Here is a 17,182-nt window from a genome sequence, read left to right on the forward strand (position 1 = left end):
GTGCGAAGTCGGCTGTAGCCCTTCCAGCGCATGCCAGTGAGCCTCGAATGAGTGATCAACAATTGGTCGATCACTGCGTAAAGCGATTTGATCATGGGCACGTTCGAGCTGCGTATTCCACTGATCGCGGACAGTGTTCCGGGGCGATCTCGGACCCACTGAGTGGGGCGCCTGAGTGACGACCCTGATGGCAGGTCAACTGTCCGCGATCAGCGTGGAATCGGCCGCATGGGCCAGGCCCGGGATGCTCCCCGGCGCAGCGACTTACCCTAGAGCGCGATCGTGTGCGTGCCATGCATCAGCCGGGCCATGATGACGTCGGCGATGGGAGGCGGGGAAGCGCCTGCCGCATCGCCCGGTGAAACCATCGCTTCGCGAGAGAACGTCGAGTCACACTCATGGCGGACTCCCTGCCGGCCCGTTGAGTGATTGGGCTGGTACAGGTCAATTCGACGCAACCTGCCGTGGACGCCAGCACTTTGTCCTCATCGTCGTCACCTGATCTGCAACCTGTTCATCAGGTCGTAGAGCGTCGGTCGGCTGACGCCCAGCACTTCGGCCGCCTTGACGATGTTGCCGTCGGTGCGGGCAAGTGCGGTGATGACGGCATGGCGCTCCGCGTTCTCGCGCACGGTGCGCAGGTCAAGATCGTTGTCGTCGCTGGCATCCGAGGGCGAAGCGCGCAAGCCCAGGTCCGCCGCAGTGATGCGATCTTCATCCGCCATGATGACGGCTCGTTTGACGATGTTCTGTAGTTCGCGCACATTGCCTGGCCAGCGATGGGCCTCAAGTGCGTGCACCGCGTCGTCGGCAAGCGTCGGTACGGGGCGACGCATCTCGGTGGCGAAGCGGCGCGCAAAGGCATGGGCCAGCAAGACCGGATCGCCCAAGCGCTCCCGCAGCGGCGGGATGTCGACGACGATCTCGGCCAGCCGGTAGTAGAGGTCTTCGCGGAAGCGCCCATCCACGATGCGCGCCTTCAGGTCCTGATGGGTCGCGCCCACGACGCGCACGTCGATGGGGATCTCCTGCCGGCCGCCGACTCGCTCGATGACCCGCTCCTGCAGGAAGCGCAGCAGCTTGGCCTGCAGCGGCATGGGCAGGTCACCGATTTCGTCGAGCATCAGCGTCCCGCCATTGGCCGTCTCGATCTTGCCGAGCGTCGACTTGGTTGCGCCGGTGAATGCACCCTTCTCGTAGCCGAAGAGTTCGCTCTCCAGCAAGGTCTCGGGAATGGCCGCGCAGTTGATGGCGACAAAGCGCCCTTTGCGCTTGGACGCATCGTGCACCCCTTGGGCGAGCACCTCCTTGCCGGTACCACTCTCGCCGAGCAGCAGCACGGTCGCGTCGCTGGGGGCGACCTTCTCGATCATGCGGCACACCCGCTGCATGCCAGGATCGCGCGTGACGAGACCCGAGAAGACGTCACTGCTCTGCTGCATCTGCAGGCGGCGGTTCTCCTGCTGCAGTTCATAGAGGCGATAGGCGCGCTCGACGGTGAGGCTGAGCACGTCAGGGTCGACCGGCTTGGCCAGGAAGTCGTAGGCGCCCATGCGGATCGCGCGCAGCGCGTTGCCCTGGTCGTTCTGGCCGGTGAGTACGATGACCTTGACGCCGGGGTCGAGCTCCAGCAGCTTCTCGAGGCACTTGAAGCCTTCGGACACCGAGTCGCGGTCCGGTGGCAGGCCGAGGTCCATGGTGACGACCGCAGGGTTGTGGCGCCTGAACTGCAGCACGGCACTCGCAACGTCGTCGGCGGTCACGGACTCGAAACGATCCAGCGACCACTTCAGCTGCTTCTGCAGCGCAAGGTCGTCTTCGACGATGAGCAGTGGCGCGTGCCGGGGCGTGTTCATCGGGCCTCAAGCGCCAGCGGCGCGTCCGCCTGGGCGCGGAACAGAGGCAGCAGCAGGGTCACGGTGGTGCCCCGGTTCAGTTCACTTTGCACGCTGATCTTGCCTCCCAGTTCCTGCACATATTGATAGCTCTCGTGGGCGCCGATGCCCATGCCGCTTGCCTTCGTGGTCTGGAACGGCTTGAAGAGGCGATTCTGTATGAAATCCTCCGTCATGCCGCAGCCTGTATCGGCTACGCAGACCCGAGCCTGGCTGCCCTCGGCATCCAGCGTCAATCGCACGCTGCCTTCGGTCGGCGTGGCGTCGAAGGCGTTCTGCACCACATGGCCAAGCACGCGCTCGACGCGCTCCACATGCCCGCGCGTGCTGACGCCGGGCTGCAGCTCCAGTTCAAGCACCCTGCCCTTGCTCGCCGCAGCGGCGGCCAGGCGCCTGGCAATCTGCTCGAGATCGACGCCACTGGTCACGCCGTGTGGCTTGTCACCCTGGCGCAACTGCAGCATCAGTTGCCGCATCTTCTCCAGCGAGTTCTCGACCGTGTCCAGCATGTCCTGCTGGAACTCGGGGTTGTCGCGCAGGCGCTTGGCGTTCTTCATCATCAGCGAGAGCTGGGTGACGATGTTCTTGAGATCGTGCACGACGAAGGCCGACATGCGGTTGAAGGCATCGAACTTGCGCGCCTCCAGCAGCGCCTCGGTGGCCTGCGCCTGGGCCAGATAGCCCGAGGCCTGGCTGGCGGCCGTGCGCAGCAGGTCGCGCACCTCCCAGTTCAGTTCCACGACGACGCGAGGCTTGCCCAGCACGACAAAGCCGATCAGCGCCTCGCGCACGAGCAGGGGCACGATGAGCCAGCAACGGGGCTCCTCCGACAGCCATGTCGGCAGCTCCAGGCCCGGGTAAGCCTCGCGGCGCTCACGCCATTCCTCCACATCGATGATCCAGGCGCGCTCGCGCCAGAAAGTGGCCAGCGAGCCGTCGCGCGCCTCCATGCCCGGCTGCGCCGGCAGGTTCCAGCGCGCCGCCTGCAGGAAGTCGGCGTCGGCGGCCCGTTGCAGCCAAAGCATGCCGCTGGGGCTTTCGACCAGATTGGCCAACGCGCGCACGACGGTCTCGGCCATGTGCTGAGGCTCAGCGCTGCTGGACAGCAGCTGCGTGAAGCGCAGCCACTCCTCGCGATAGTCGTAGCGATAGCTGAAGAAGTTCTTGCTGATGTAGACACGCAGCCTTGACCGCATGGAGCCCGACGCCACCAGCAGCGCCAGCGCGACCAGCGCCACGAAGACCAGCGCCACCGACAGCGCCCGCCCCCACTGGCCGCCCGTGTAGCGCACGTAGTAGCCGACTGCGGCCACGATCAGCAGGTAGGCGCCGACCAGCAGCAGCGCGGCCGAGTGAAACACCGCAGCACGGGACACATGCAGCTTGCCCAGCCAATCCCCGTAGCGGCGCGAAGCGACATAGAGCAGCGGCACGGCGGCCGCGTGCACCAGGGTGCGCACGCTGGCCGCCTCACCATCGAAGCGCTGGAACAAGGCGGCCTGTGAACCGATGAAAAGGTCGAAGACGAAGATGCCCCCCAGACCAAGACAGACCGGCTTGGCGTTCCAGCGCGCATCGGCGGTGGCGTTGCGCAGCATCTGCTCAACCAGCACCAGGCCCAGCACCGCCAGGGCCAGCGACGAGAAGGCCTGCGGTCGCGTCAATGCCTCGGGTGGGAGGTTCTCGGCCACGACGATCAGCGCGAGTTGGGCCACCACCACGGCCACCACCGCCAAGCGGGCCCAGCGCACGCCGCCGCCAGGCCTGGTGCGTGGCAACAGCATCAGCACAAAAGCAAACCAGAGGCTGAACCGCAGCAGGTCGACGCAGGGCACGATCCACGTCGGCAGACGATCAGACCAATGCCGCAAGCCGTCCGCCAAGGCCGTGCCCGCCCAGGCCGCACTGATTGCCAGCGCGGCCAAGAACACCAGCGCAAGCGGAGTGACGGGGAGCCGACCGCGCAGGAGCCGTTGCGCAAAATAGAGCGCAAAAAGCCCGTAGGCCGCGCAGCAGATCAGGGCACCCAGGCTGCTCAACGATGCCAAAGGAGCGAGCGCCTGCAACCAGGCGCCGGGGGCGGAGTCCAATTCAGCGCCAAGCATGGGGAATTCCAGGACGCCCCGTACCTGGGCGGCGTCGGCGCTGACGCAGATAGAACAGGGTCAGCGCGCGCCCTTACCTGTCAGCACGACGGCCACAGTCTCCAGCATGATCAGGAGATCAAGGAAGAGCGAGTGGTTCTTGACGTAGTACAGGTCGTACTGCAGCTTCTCGACCGAGTCCTCGATCGTCGAGCCGTATTCGTAGCGCACCTGCGCCCAGCCCGTCACACCCGGCTTCACACTGTGGCGCACGGCGTAATAGGGGATCTTGGCGACCAGCTCATCGACGAAGAACTGGCGCTCGGGACGCGGGCCCACCATGCTCATCTCGCCCCAAAGCACATTGAAAAGCTGCGGCAGTTCGTCGATGCGCACCTTGCGGATGAAGCGACCCACGCGCGTCACGCGGTCATCGTTCTTGGTCGCCCAGCGGGGCTTGCCGTCCTTCTCGGCATCGGTGCGCATGCTTCGGAACTTGATGACCTTGACCGGCACGCCATTCAGGCCGACACGCTCCTGACGGTAGAGCACCGGGCCGCGCGACTCCACGCGGATGGCGATGGCCGTGATCAACATGACCGGCCACGAGACCGCCAGGATCAGCGTCGCAAAGATGATGTCGCAGACGCGCTTGATGGCCGCTCGCAGCAGCCCCTGGCTGAAGCCATCGCCAAACACCAGCCAGCCGGCGTTGACATGTTTGATGTTGATCTGCGCCAGCGTCTTCTCGAAGTGCGTCGCAATGTCGACGACGCGAACACCGGACAGCTTGCAGTCGAGCAACTGGCGCAGCGGCATGCTGCCACCGCGACGCTCGCTCAGCGCGACGACGATTTCGTCGACGTTGTGCCTCAACGCCGCCTCAGTCAGCGTGGCGCCGTCGTTGACGATCTCGGCGGCGGGCACTTCATGCTGTTCTTCGTTGGGACCGGCGTAGTAGCCGACGATTTGCGCATGTGGGTCCGACGCACGCAGCGTGTTGCCGACCGTGCGAGCGGCCGGACCAGTACCGAAGATCAGGATGCGACTGCGCAGCCGTGCCTGAGTACCGGAGTGCGCCGCGTAGACGCGATGCACCATGACGGCAGCAACAGCGCCCATGGCCACGAGCGTCAGCAGGTCGCGATGGCTGGTGTCCGACGGGACGAGGCTGAAGATGGCATAGGCCAGCGGCAGGCCGAACAACAGGCCAAACAGCGCGCGGGCGCAAGACTCCGTGACGGAGCGGTTGTGCACGTGCTGGTAGAAGCCCGTCGCGGAATTGATCACGAACATGCAGCCGGCCAGCGACAACCCGTGTGACGCAGCGAAGGGCAGCACGGTCTGGGCCGCTTCGCCCTGGCTCAGAACGACAGCGATAACGGCAAAGACAATCAGCCCCAGATCAAAAAAGACCTGTAGCAAGGTCTGCCTGTGCAGGTAATGGTTGAATATTCGAATCATTGAAATCCCCGATCACTACCGCTCTGCGCCGTCCGCATCTGCCAAACGATCGACGAATTCGAATCGCTTCGATATTCCGCCAATCTCGGCGCGCAAGCTGCATGAGCCTTTTCCGCCAGCCGTGTCAGCAACCGCTCGACCGGGCGTTGGGAGTTCCGGTCTGACGCCACGACGGCTCCAGCGTGTAAGCCTTTATCGCGCCGGCATCATGCCCTTGCCTCCCAGGCTTGAAAGCCCCCCGTTTGGAGGGTCCGCGCCCCTTGAATCCGCCTCCAGCAATGCCGGCTTCCACAACGACCGCACCAGCCACTCACACGACCGGCGGCAGTAGAACCGAAAGCCGAAGACAGCACCATGACAGGCCAGCGCGATGCCCGGCAAACCGTGCGTAACGCACAGGCCGCGCCTTGAAATCCAGCGAAACCTTTTCACCGTTGCAGCGGCGCACCCCAAAGCACGAAGGCACCCGTGAATAACTACGTGCCAATACTGAAATCAGGCCTGTCCGAAGGTTTGCCTCAGAACGCTGTCGCAGTTGGCATTCATTTATCGTCCAAGGCCACGCGAAGTTTCGAAACAAGCTACCCAGAGGCGACGAACCCGCCGAGCGGCGGGTTCGTGTCAGCAAAAACGCCCGCCGGGCAGGCGGGCGTTGCATGCAAGGCAGAGGGTCAGCGGACCACGGCGATCTGCTCGCGGGCGCCGGCCTTGTACGTGTACAGGGTCAGCGAGCCGTTCTTGATGTCACCCTTGGCATCGAAGGCGATGGTGCCGGTCACGCCCTTGTAGTTGGACGTCTTGGCCAGTTCCGACAGGTACTTGGCCGGGTCAGACGATTTGGCGCGGACCATGGCGTCCACCAGCACGTTCACCGCGTCATAGACGTAGGGCGCGTAGATCTGAACGTCGGTGTTGAACTTGGCCTTGAACTTGGCACGGAAGTCATCCAGCGACTTCTTGGCAGCGCCCTCCACGCCACCCGCTTCGGCGCAGACGACCTGACCGTCACCCATGGTGCCGGCGGCCAGCTTGGGCAACTCACCCGTGCAGATACCATCGCCGCCCATGAACTTGGCTTCGATACCCAGTTGCTTCATCTGGCGAAGCATCGGACCGGCCACGGCGTCCATACCACCGAAGAAGACGATGTCGGGCTTCTTGCCCTTCAGGGAGGTCAGGATGGCGGTGAAGTCCGTGGCCTTGTCGTTGGTGAATTCGCGGCCGACCACCTTGCCACCGGCGCCCTTGACGCCCTTCTCGAACTCGTCGGCAACGCCTTGGCCGTAGGCGGTACGGTCGTCGATGACGGCGATCGACTTGCCCTTCAAGTCCTTGGCGGCGTAGCGGCCCAGCGTGCCGCCCAGGTGCACGTCATCGGCGACGACGCGGAACGTCGTCTTGTAGCCGTTGCGCGTGAACTTGGGGTTGGTTGCGGACGGCGAAATCTGCGGAATGCCCGCATCGCTGTAGATCTTGGAGGCCGGGATGGAGGTGCCGGAGTTCAGGTGCCCGACGACGCCATTGACCTTGGCGTCGACCAGCTTCTGCGCAGCGGCGGTGCCTTGCTTCGGATCGCCGGCATCGTCTTCCGCCAGCAGTTCCAGCTTGACCTTCTTGCCGCCGATGGTGACGCCCTTGGCGTTCAGCTCTTCGATCGCCAGGCGGGCGCCCAGCTCATTGTCTTTGCCCAGGTGGGCAATCTGGCCGCTGGTGGGGCCGACGTGGCCGATCTTGACCACCTCCTGGGACATTGCTGCGCCGCTGAGCAGCGCAGCAACTGCACCGACCACCACATTCAATCTGATTTGCATACTTGAACTCCGTTTGGAAGAGAGGAACGAACCAACGAGAACTGTTGAACTTTCAACGAATTGAACATATCCCAAATACAGAGGGCACTCAGTTCGGGAAAGCGTGGACAAAAGGCTGTCAACCTGCTGCAGAAAAGTGATCCAGGTTCGCGCCCGCCTGCAGATAGGCGCGGTAGCGCTGGCGGCCTGAGCGGACCACCGAAGGCTCGCAACCGACTACTTCGAGCACGCGCTCGAATTCGAAGGCATCACCGGGCATGTCATCGCCAAGGTTCAACAGCAGGCCACGATGCGGCAGGCGCGATGCATCATCGACGAGCAGCACCTCCCCGGGAGCGGGCGGTGTCGTGCCGTCCCAACGCCGATGTGGAATGAACTCCGCAGCGTCGAAGCTCCACAGCAACTCGTCGAGCCGGGGAGCGATGGCTGCGGGGACGCAAACGCCCACGGGCTTCCCCGACGCGAGGGCGCGACGAATCAGCCGGCAGGCGTAGTGCAACGGGTCGGCCGCGTCGCTGTAGAAGCTGACCTGCTGGGGCACTACTTGGCCTGGCTCAGCACGAAGTGGGTCAGCAGCCCCACCGGCCGGCCGGTCGAGCCCTTCGCTGCGCCGCCCTTCCAGGCCGTGCCGGCAATGTCCAGATGGCCCCAGCGGTATTTGGTGGCAAACCGCTGCAGGAACTTGGCTGCCGTGATGGAGCCGCCCGCGCGGCCGGCGATGTTGGGCACGTCGGCGAAGTTGCTCTTCAGGCCTTCGGCGTACTCGTCGTCCAGCGGCATGCGCCAGCAGGGGTCAAGCGCCGCGTCGCCGGCACTGGTCAGCGCGGCAGCCAGTTCGTCGTCGCTCGCGTACATGCCACTACGCACGCCGCCCAGCGCGATGACGCAGGCGCCGGTCAGCGTGGCCACATCGACGACGACGGCGGGCTTGAAGCGCTCGGCATAGGTCAGCGCGTCGCAGAGGATGAGGCGCCCTTCCGCATCGGTGTTCAGGATCTCGATGGTCTGGCCGGACATCGACGTGACCACGTCGCCCGGCTTGACCGCACGACCGCTGGGCATGTTCTCGCAGGCCGCAACGATGACGACGAGGTTGAGCTTGGGCTTAAGCTCGGCCACCGCGCGCAGCGTGCCGATGACGCTCGCCGCGCCACCCATGTCGAACTTCATCTCATCCATCTCTGCACCCGGTTTCAGCGAGATGCCGCCGGTGTCGAAGGTGATGCCTTTGCCAACCAGCACGACCGGCGCCACCGTCTTGGCCGCGCCTTCATAGCGGGCGACGATGAAGCGCAGCGGCTCGTCCGAGCCCTGGGCGACCGACAGGAAGCTACCCATGCCGAGCTTCTCGACGGCCTTCTTGTCCATGACTTCGACCTTCAGGCCGTGCGTCTTGCCGATCTGCTGCACGACCTGACCCAGATACGTGGGCGTCGCGTAGTTGGCCGGGCGGTTGGCGCACTCACGCGCCAGCTCGATGCCGGCGGCAATCGCCTCACCGCGCGCCAGGCCGGCCTTGGCCTGCTTCTGTGCGCTCTTGCCCACCAGCAGTGCCAGCTTGGCCAGCTTGGGCGCCGCAGGCGCGCTGGGCTTGGTGTGGCGATAAAGGTAGACCGCATCGGTGCCGGCGATCGCGGTCTGCTCAGCCAGCGACTCGGCCAGATCGGCCTCGAAGCCGGCGAACGCCACGGCCGCGCTGACCACGCCGCGCGGCTTGACCTGGGCCAGGCCCGCCGACAACGCGGCACGCGCGGCGGCCAGCGTCGTCTTGCCGCTGGACACCAGCACCAGGCGGGGGGCCTTGATGCCTCCGGGCTGCGTCAGGGTCGAGACCTGACCCGCCTTCAGCGTGAAATCACCGAGCTTGATCGCTGCCTGCGCATGTTTGGCGACGGCGGCGTCCAGACCTTGGGGCAGCGAGTCGCCACCCAGCACCACGATGAGAGCGTCAGCACCTGCGGTGGCGAGTGCGTCCAGCTCAGTGGCTTGAACCTTGAAGTCCATAATGACCAGAAGTAGAAAGAAGTGCGTTTGATGTTATTCGATTCATCCACGCGGTCAGAGTTGGCAAAGAGCTTCGGGGTCACGCTGGTGGTCATCCTGACCATCATGCTGACGCAGACCCTGATCAAGACGCTGGGCCAGGCCGCCGGCGGCAATGTGGCGCCGCAGGACGTGGTGCTGCTGATGGGCTACGCCACCATCGCCCACCTGGCGACCATGCTCATCCTGTCGCTCTTCATCGCCGTCGTCGTCACGTTGGGCCGGTCCTACCGCGAGTCGGAGATGACGATCTGGTTCGCCAGCGGCATCCCGCTGTCGCGCTTCGTGCGGCCGGTGCTGCGCATGGCCTGGCCGGTGCTGCTGGCCGTCGTCGTGCTCGAGCTGGTCGTCTGGCCCTGGGGCAACCAGAACAGCGCCGAGCTGCGCGACCGCTACCAGAAGCGCAGCGACCTGTCGCGCGTCGCGCCCGGGCAGTTCCAGAGCTCGCGCGACGGCAGTCGCGTGTTCTTTATTGAACGCGATGGCGACGATGCAGCCACCGGCCGCAATGTCTTCATCCTGTCCAGCGAGAACGAGCGCGAGTCGGTCACGACGGCATCGCGCGGCCGACTGGAGATGGAGGGCGACGACCGCTTCCTGGTGCTGGACAAGGGCCAGCGCAACGAGACCCGCGCCTCGACCGGCGAGAAAAGCCTGGCCCGCTTCGAGCAGTACAAGGTGCTGACCGACACGCAGGTGCTGGCCAATGCCAGCCAGTTGCCGCCCAAGGCGACGGCGACGCTGGACTTGCTGCGCACGCCAACGCCCAAGAACCACGGCGAGCTGGCCTGGCGCTTCGGGATGATCCTCGGCGGCGTCAACATGGCCTTGCTGGGTGTCGGCCTGGCCGCCTCCAACCCGCGCCGCGCCAACAACTGGAACCTGCTGTTCGCGCTGCTGGCCTTCATCGTCTACTTCAACCTCATCAACCTGTCGCAGGCCTGGGTCAGCAATGGCCGCACGTCGCTGCCACGCGCGCTGATCACCCTGCATGGCAGCGCCCTCTTCCTGGCGCTGGCCGTCATCTGGCTGCGTGACAACGGCAACCGCTTCTGCCTGCGCCGTCGCACCGCGTTGCCCGCAGCATGAAAACCGTCCGTCGCCTGCTCTACAAGGACATCGTCGGCTCGGTCGCGCTGGTCGCGCTGGCCTTCCTGGCGCTGGACTTCTTCATCAACTTCGTCGACGAGGTGGAGCGCATGTCGCGCGTCGGCGCCGGCGCCGCGCAGGCCGCGCTGCTGGCCGCCATGGAGCTGCCGGGGAACTTCTACGAACTCTTCCCCATCGCCGTGCTGATCGGCGCCATCGTCGCGCTGGCCCGCATGGCGCAGAGCAGCGAGTTCACCATCCTGCGCACCGGCGGCCTGGGCCCGGCGCGCGCGCTGGGCCTGCTGGCCGGCCTGGCTGCCGCGTTTGCGGTGCTGACCTTCGTCGTCGGCGACTTCGTGGCGCCGCAGGTCGATCGCATCAGCGATGAGATGCGCACCCGCTTCAGCCGCAGCGCCAACCCGCCCAAGCGCGGCGCCTGGCTCAAGGACCACCGCGAGGTCGACGGCCAGCAGCGCAGCTACTCGGTCCAGGTCGGCCGCGCCGGCAGCGGCGGCGACCTGGAGGACGTGCGTATCTTCGAGTTCGACAACGAAGGCCGGCTGATGTCGCGCACCGAGGCCGGCAAGGCCACCGTGAGCGGCCAGGGCCTGTGGCATCTGCAGTCGGTCAAACGCACGGTCTGGAACCCGGGCGCCGCGACGGCCAGCGGCTCCGTCGGCGAAGCCGTCGTCAGCGAGCAGCAGATGGACAACCTGACCTGGCAAAGCTCGTTGCATGCCGGCGTCATCGCGGCGGCCGTGCTGCCCGCCATGTCGATGTCGACGCTGGAGCTGTACCGCTACACCGCCCACCTCTCGGCGCAGGAGCAGTCCGCCCAGGCGCACAACATCCAGTTCTGGCGCAAGGCCTTCTACCCGTTCGCCTGCTTCGTCATGGTGGCGCTGGCCCTGCCCTTCGCCTACCTGCACGGCCGCGCGGGCGGCATCAGCATCAAGGTGTTCGGCGGCATCATGCTGGGCATCAGCTTCGTGCTGCTGAACAACGTCGCCGGCCACCTGGGCCTGCTGAAGAACTGGACGCCGTGGGCCGTGGCGGCCACGCCCAGCCTGATCTACATGGGGCTGTCGATGGCGGCCTTCACCTGGCTTGTGAGATACCGATGAAAGACGGCCTGCTGCTGTTCGCCCATGGCGCCCGCGACCCTGCGTGGGCGCGACCGTTCGAGATCGTCAGCGAGCGGCTGCAGGCCGCGCGGCCCGACACGCCAGTGGCGATGGCCTATCTGGAATTCATGTCGCCCGACATGGACGGGGCTGCCGCGCAGCTGGCCGCCGCCGGCTGCACGCGCGTGCATGTGCTGCCCCTCTTTCTCGGCACCGGCGGCCATGTGCGGCGCGATGTGCCGCTGCTGCTGGACCGCCTGCGCGAACAGCATGGCGACGCCATCGAATGGCAGCTGCATGCGCCTCTTGGCGATCAGGACGCCGTTCTCAACGCCATCGGCCAAGCCTGTCTCTCAGTGCTCGAATGAACCTCCACCAATTCCGCTTCGTCCAGGAAGCCGCCCGCCGCAACCTCAACCTGACCGAGACGGCCAAGGCACTGTTCACGTCGCAGCCGGGCGTGTCCAAGGCCATCCTGGAGCTGGAGGAGGAACTGGGCGTCGACATCTTCTCGCGCCACGGCAAGCGGCTGCGCCGCATCACCGAACCGGGTCAGCAGGTGCTGGCCTGCATCGAGATCATCCTGCGCGAGGTGGGCAACCTGAAGCGCATCGGCGAGGAGTACTCGCGCCAGGACAGCGGCACCTTCTCGATCGCGACGACCCACACGCAGGCTCGCTACGTGTTGCCCACGCCGGTCGCCCAGTTGCGCAAGCAGATGCCGCTGCTGCGAGTCAGCCTGCACCAGGGCAGCCCGGACCAGGTCGCCCGCATGCTCATCGACGAGACCGCCGACCTGGGGCTGGCGACCGAGTCGCTGGCGCAATACCCCGAGCTGGTCACCCTGCCCTGCTACGAATGGCAGCACGTGATGGTGGTGCCGCGCGACCACCCGCTCGCGGCGCACGAGCGCATCAGCCTGGAGCAGCTCGCCGCCGAGCCGCTGGTGTCCTACCACCCCAGCTTCACCGGCCGCACGCGCATCGACAAGGCCTTCGCCTCGCGCCACCTGACGCCCAACATCGTGCTGGAGGCCATCGACTCGGACGTCATCAAGACCTATGTGCGCCTGGGCATGGGCGTGGGCATCGTCGCCGAGATGGCCATGCGCGACGAACCGGCCAACAACGACCTCGTCGCCCGGCCGCTGGGCACGCTGCTCGGCAGCAACGTCACGCGCATCGCCTTCAAGCGTGGCGCCTACCTGCGCAACTACGTCTACACCTTCGCCGAGCTGCTGTCCGAGCGCCTCAGCCGCCGCCTCATCGAGAAGGCGATGAACGGCGAGGCGGACGACTTCGATCTGTAGGAGCCTGGGCGGCAAAGGGCATGGCCCGCGCCGCCCAGGCTCCTAGTCCTGCTCGCCGAACTTCGAGTCGATCGGCAGCATCAGGTCCACGCCGTCGCTGCGCAGCCCGGCCTCGAACAGATCGCGGGCGACGCTGTAGAGGGTCAGCAGGTCGCGGTAGGCCGGCAGCTCGAAATGCGGCACGCCCGGGCCGGCGCCGCTAGCCAGCAGTTCGCGCAGCATCTGCATGGCCGCGCTGGGGTCGGACCAGACCACCTGCAGATGGGCGATGACGCTGGGGCTGGTGTCCAGCGGCCGGCCGCGTGACAGGCTCTGCGACCAGGCCGGCGCCGGCGCGCGGAAGCGCGGCTCGAACTGCTTGACCAGCTCGGCAAACAGGTCCGGCTCGCCGCGCTGCTGGCACAGCTCCATCAGCATCAGAAAGGGCATGGCGCCCGCGTTGCCGCGCGTCAAGCGGTTGGCCAGCAGGTCAGCGGCCGCCTCGTGCTGGCCGAGCAGTTGCAGGAAGTCGACCTGCTGCTGCAAGTCCAGCAGCTCGTCGGCGACGGTCAGTTCCTGTGACAAGACCGGCGCTGCGGCGGCCTGCAAGGGCATCGCCTGCGTGGCCTGCATGGACAAGGGCAGCGGCGCGGCCGGGGCAGCGGGTGCAGGTAGGGGCGCAGGCGGCCAAGCCATCGGCCGCGGCTGCGGCCTTGTGGCCTGGTGCTGGCCTTCGTCCGGCAGCGCGGCGGCGGCGGCCACCACGGGCGGCGCCATGCCGGGTGAGGCGAAGGGGCGCGCAGCGACGGGCGCGGGCGCAGCGCCCTCGGCCGCATGCAGCGCGCGCCAGTAGGCCAGCTCGCGGCGAGCACGTTCGTCGCGCCAGCGGCTGCCGTAGAAGGCTGCGGCGCCGGCCAGCAGGCTCAGGCCCAGCGTCAGCAGCCAGGTCATGGGGTCGCGCAGCGGCGACGTGCGCGCGACTCGCACCGGGGCCGGCGCGGCGGCCTGGGACGGCGCCTGTGGGATGGCCGCCGAAGCGGCCGCTGCGGCCTCCGCCAGCTGGCGAGCCTCCAGCTCGGCACGCAATTGCGCAACGGTCTGTTCGAGCAGCGTGATCTGCGCCTCCAGCTCGGGCGTCAGCTCGACCTCGGGCGCGCTCGCCGCCGGCGTCACGGGTCGAGGCGCCTCAGCCACCAGCACCTCAGGGCGCTCCAGCACCAAGCGCGGCCCGCTGGGACGGGGCTTGGGCCGGGCCCGCGGCCTGAGCGGCGGCGCGGGGGGCGGGTTGGCGGCCTCGGCCGTCGGGCGAGGCGCGGCTTCCAGAACGGCCGTCTGTGGAAGCGGCGCTGGCGCCGGCACGGCGGCCCCGCTGTCCGGCGGGTCGATGAAGGCGTTGAACTCGCGCGTCAGCCGCAACGGGCAACCCAGCGCCAGCGTGATGCGCAACGCCGGTTCGTCGACGCGCACCAGGCTCTGCAGCCGGATGCGTTGCTGCCCGGGTTCACCCTCGACGCGCATCTGCAACAGCCCCGCCGGCACACGAGCCTCACCGGCCGAGACCTCGGCGCGCACGCAGGCATCGGTGAGTTGCTCGCCTTCGGCCAGCGTCAGCGGGATGCTGGCATCCAGCGGTTTGCCGAGGGCGGAGTGGATCTGCGGTCGGCCCAGGCCGAGCGCCTGGGCCTCTTGCGGAGCCAGGCCGAGCAGCAGTGCCAAGGCGGGAGTGAAGGCGCCCAACAACGTCGGACGCAGGGCCGTGATGGGCATTGGCTGCGGGTTGTTCGAGGGGGAGGTGGACAGCGAAGTTCACTCTAGCATGGGGCCACTATCCTCTCAGCCATGAACGCACTCAGCCTCACCCCCACCGAACGCCAGCAGATCGACCAGGGCCCCTTCTTCTCCAGGCTTTCCGAAGCGCTGCGCAACGACATCCTGCAGCGCGCCTTCGTGCGCCGCCTGCCCGACGAGACCATGCTCTCCCACCGCGGCGAGCCGGCCGAGGAATGGTCGGCCGTCGCCAAGGGCGCGGTGCGCGTCAGCTCGGTGTCGCTGGCCGGCAAGCAGATCTCGCTGACCTATGTCGAGCCGGGCACCTGGTTCGGCGACATCGCCCTCTTCGACGGCCTGCCGCGCACGCACGACGCCTACGCCCACGGCGAGACGACGCTGCTGTGCGTGCGCAAGGCGGACTTCCGCGAGCTGCTGCAGACGCACTCCGAGCTGTACGACGCGCTGCTGCGCCTGAACTGCCGCCGGCTGCGGCTGATGTTCGACATGATCGAGGACCTCAACACCCGACCCCTGGCCGCCCGCCTGGCCAAGCAGGTGCTGCTGCTGGCGCGCTCCTACGGCGTGCAGGAAGGCGACGAGATCCGCATCGGCCTGCAGCTCGCGCAGGAGGACCTGGCCCAGCTGCTCGGTGCCTCGCGCCAGCGCGTCAACCAGGAGCTGAAGGCCTTCGAGCGCGAAGGTGCCGTGCGCGTGGAGCCGACGCGCTTGGTCGTGCTGAGCCGCGACAAGCTGTTGGTGGCGGCGTCGCGCTGAGGACACGCCCGCCGGCGACCTGCTCGCAGAATGGAAGGTTCACGTCCCGCGGAACGACCTCCATGGAAGCATTCACCGGCACCCGCCCCCTCACCCAGGCGCTGGACATCGCAGCGCTCGAAGCCTGGCTGGGCGCTCATGTCAACGACTTTGCCGGGCCGCTCGCCATCGAGCAGTTCAAGGGCGGCCAGTCCAACCCCACCTATCTGCTGACGACGCCGGGGGCGCAGTACGTGATGCGCAGCAAGCCCGCGCCGGTGGCCAAGCTGCTGCCGTCGGCCCATGCCATCGAGCGCGAGTTCCAGGTCATGGGCGCGCTGGCCGGGACCGACGTGCCGGTGCCGGCGATGCGCGCGCTGTGCGAGGACGAGGCCGTCATCGGCCGCGCCTTCTACGTCATGGAGTTCATGCCCGGCCGCGTGCTGTGGGACCAGAGCCTGCCCGGCATGAGCAACGCCGAGCGCGCCGCCCACTACGACGAGATGAACCGCGTCATCGCGGCGCTGCACCAGGTCGACTTCAACGCCGTGGGCCTCTCGGCCTACGGCAAGCCGGGCAACTACTTCGAGCGCCAGATCGGCCGCTGGAGCAAGCAATACCTGGCCTCGGTCACCGAGCCCAATCCGGCGATGGATGCGCTGCTGGCCTGGCTGCCGGCGCACATCCCGGCCTCGGCGCGCGACGAGCGCGAGGTGTCCATCGTCCATGGTGACTACCGCATGGACAACGTCGTCTTCCACCCCACCGAGCCACGCGTCATCGCCGTGCTGGACTGGGAGCTGTCGACGCTGGGCCACCCGCTCGCCGACTTCAGCTACCACTGCATGAGCTGGCACATCCAGACCTCGGGCGCCGCGCGCGGCCTGGGCGGCAAGGACCTGGCGGCGCTCGGCATCCCGAGCGAGCGTGAGTACGTGCAGCGCTACTGCGAGCGCAGCGGGCGTGCAGACGTGGACGCGGTCATGGCCGACTGGAACTTCTACCTCGCCTACAACCTGTTCCGCATCGCGGCCATCGTGCAAGGCATCGCCAAGCGCGTCGTGGACGGCACGGCATCCAGCGATCAGGCGAGAGAGACCGCCAAGAGCGCCAGGCCGCTGTCGGAGCTGGCCTGGAGCTTTGCCCAAAGAGCCTAGGCCACGTCCCCGGGCCGCGTCGAGGGCGTCCAGGCAACCGACGTCGTCGTCGGCCAGGCGCCGTCGTCGGACAGCCGGCCGCTGACGCGGTGCGCCTCGCGTGCGGCGCATTCCAGCAGCCGCACCAGCGCCTGCACCTTGGGCAGGTCGGGCTCGCTCATCTCGGTGCGCAGGTAGAGGTTGCCGCGCATGCTCATCAGCACGAAGGGATGTCCCTCAGGCAGCAGGTCCTGGCTGGCCTGGGCGAGTGCTTCGCTGAGTTCGCCGTCTATCCAGGCGCCGGTCAGCTCCTTCGTGACGCCGACGACGCCGAAGCGTTGGCGCACGATCTGCGAGGCGGCGTTGTTGAACTTCGGGAACATCACCAGCCAGCGCATTTCCTCAGGCGTGTCGGTATCGACCCGGGTCTTCAGCGTGTCGGTGTAGGCCTCGAAGACGGCGCGCTCCAGGTTCTCCATCAGCGCCCGGCACAGCACCATCAGCTGCAGGTCACGGTTCAGGCCCATCTCGCAGCGCATGCGCAGCTCGCTGCCCGGCAGATAGCTGCGCTGAGACACGCCCCACTCGATGCGCAGCGGCCCCGGCAACGCCTTGGGGTGCTCGATGAGAAAGCCCTGGCCGTCGCCGCTCTGGTTGAACTCGGCACCACGCGCCTCCGCCCATTCCTGGATCGGACGCCAGCGCGCTGCGTTGGCACGGGTCAC

General features: G+C 67.0%; 14 protein-coding genes. 6 read left to right on the forward strand and 8 right to left on the reverse strand.

The features are described 5' to 3' along the window. Positions 1–494: 494 nt before the first annotated feature. From prsR to ACG00Y_RS01285, 6 genes are all read right to left on the reverse strand, one after another. Positions 495–1,856 (reverse strand): PEP-CTERM-box response regulator transcription factor, encoded by a 1,362-nt coding sequence (gene prsR, locus ACG00Y_RS01260; RefSeq protein WP_394475447.1) that lies wholly within the window; start codon positions 1,854–1,856, stop codon positions 495–497. Further along, complete coding sequence (gene prsK / locus ACG00Y_RS01265; RefSeq protein ID WP_394475448.1) at positions 1,853–4,000, reverse strand: XrtA/PEP-CTERM system histidine kinase PrsK; 2,148 nt, start codon at positions 3,998–4,000, stop codon at positions 1,853–1,855. Before prsK ends, prsR begins: the two co-directional genes overlap by 4 nt. A gap of 60 nt (positions 4,001–4,060) precedes the next feature. Continuing rightward, a complete protein-coding gene (locus tag ACG00Y_RS01270) occupies positions 4,061–5,443 on the reverse strand; it encodes a TIGR03013 family XrtA/PEP-CTERM system glycosyltransferase (protein WP_394475449.1) in 1,383 nt (460 codons plus the stop codon). Between the two features lie 671 nt (positions 5,444–6,114). Next, positions 6,115–7,254, reverse strand: coding sequence for a branched-chain amino acid ABC transporter substrate-binding protein (locus ACG00Y_RS01275; protein WP_394475450.1), 1,140 nt, complete (start codon positions 7,252–7,254; stop codon positions 6,115–6,117). Positions 7,255–7,372: 118 nt separating this feature from the next. Continuing rightward, positions 7,373–7,795: a DNA polymerase III subunit chi gene (locus ACG00Y_RS01280; RefSeq protein ID WP_394475451.1), complete on the reverse strand. Its 423-nt coding sequence runs from the start codon at positions 7,793–7,795 to the stop codon at positions 7,373–7,375. Then, positions 7,795–9,258, reverse strand: a complete 1,464-nt coding sequence (locus ACG00Y_RS01285; RefSeq protein WP_394475452.1) for a leucyl aminopeptidase — start codon at positions 9,256–9,258, stop codon at positions 7,795–7,797. Before ACG00Y_RS01285 ends, ACG00Y_RS01280 begins: the two co-directional genes overlap by 1 nt. Before the next feature lie 30 nt (positions 9,259–9,288). Here ACG00Y_RS01285 and lptF point away from each other — a divergent pair, with 30 nt between their 5' ends. From lptF to ACG00Y_RS01305, 4 genes are read left to right on the forward strand one after another with little or no spacing between them, the layout of a single operon-like run. Continuing rightward, a complete protein-coding gene (gene lptF, locus ACG00Y_RS01290) occupies positions 9,289–10,386 on the forward strand; it encodes an LPS export ABC transporter permease LptF (RefSeq protein ID WP_394475453.1) in 1,098 nt (365 codons plus the stop codon). Further along, the gene (lptG, locus tag ACG00Y_RS01295) at positions 10,383–11,510 is read left to right on the forward strand and encodes an LPS export ABC transporter permease LptG (protein ID WP_394475454.1); all 1,128 of its coding nucleotides are present in this window, start codon (positions 10,383–10,385) and stop codon (positions 11,508–11,510) included. The genes lptF and lptG overlap by 4 nt, the downstream gene beginning before the upstream one ends. Continuing rightward, a complete protein-coding gene (locus ACG00Y_RS01300) occupies positions 11,507–11,878 on the forward strand; it encodes a sirohydrochlorin chelatase (protein ID WP_394475456.1) in 372 nt (123 codons plus the stop codon). Before lptG ends, ACG00Y_RS01300 begins: the two co-directional genes overlap by 4 nt. After that, positions 11,875–12,819: a CysB family HTH-type transcriptional regulator gene (locus ACG00Y_RS01305; protein ID WP_394475457.1), complete on the forward strand. Its 945-nt coding sequence runs from the start codon at positions 11,875–11,877 to the stop codon at positions 12,817–12,819. The genes ACG00Y_RS01300 and ACG00Y_RS01305 overlap by 4 nt, the downstream gene beginning before the upstream one ends. A gap of 42 nt (positions 12,820–12,861) precedes the next feature. On the opposite strand, the gene ACG00Y_RS01310 is transcribed toward ACG00Y_RS01305, so the two are convergent. Then, on the reverse strand, positions 12,862–14,514 hold the full coding sequence (locus ACG00Y_RS01310) for a type IV pilus assembly protein FimV (RefSeq protein ID WP_394475458.1): 1,653 nt from the start codon (positions 14,512–14,514) through the stop codon (positions 12,862–12,864). Between the two features lie 123 nt (positions 14,515–14,637). Between ACG00Y_RS01310 and ACG00Y_RS01315 the strand changes: the two genes are divergently transcribed. Further along, positions 14,638–15,342 carry a Crp/Fnr family transcriptional regulator gene (locus tag ACG00Y_RS01315; protein WP_394475460.1) on the forward strand — a complete coding sequence of 235 codons (705 nt, stop codon included), beginning with the start codon at positions 14,638–14,640 and terminating at the stop codon, positions 15,340–15,342. Between the two features lie 62 nt (positions 15,343–15,404). Further along, complete coding sequence (locus tag ACG00Y_RS01320; RefSeq protein ID WP_394475461.1) at positions 15,405–16,478, forward strand: phosphotransferase; 1,074 nt, start codon at positions 15,405–15,407, stop codon at positions 16,476–16,478. Here the strand turns inward: ACG00Y_RS01320 and ACG00Y_RS01325 are convergent. Then, positions 16,475–17,182 (reverse strand): hypothetical protein, encoded by a 708-nt coding sequence (locus tag ACG00Y_RS01325; RefSeq protein ID WP_394475462.1) that lies wholly within the window; start codon positions 17,180–17,182, stop codon positions 16,475–16,477. The genes ACG00Y_RS01320 and ACG00Y_RS01325 overlap by 4 nt on opposite strands.

This window comes from Pelomonas parva (assembly GCF_043555835.1).
Taxonomy (GTDB): Bacteria; Pseudomonadota; Gammaproteobacteria; order Burkholderiales; family Burkholderiaceae_C; genus Pelomonas; species Pelomonas parva.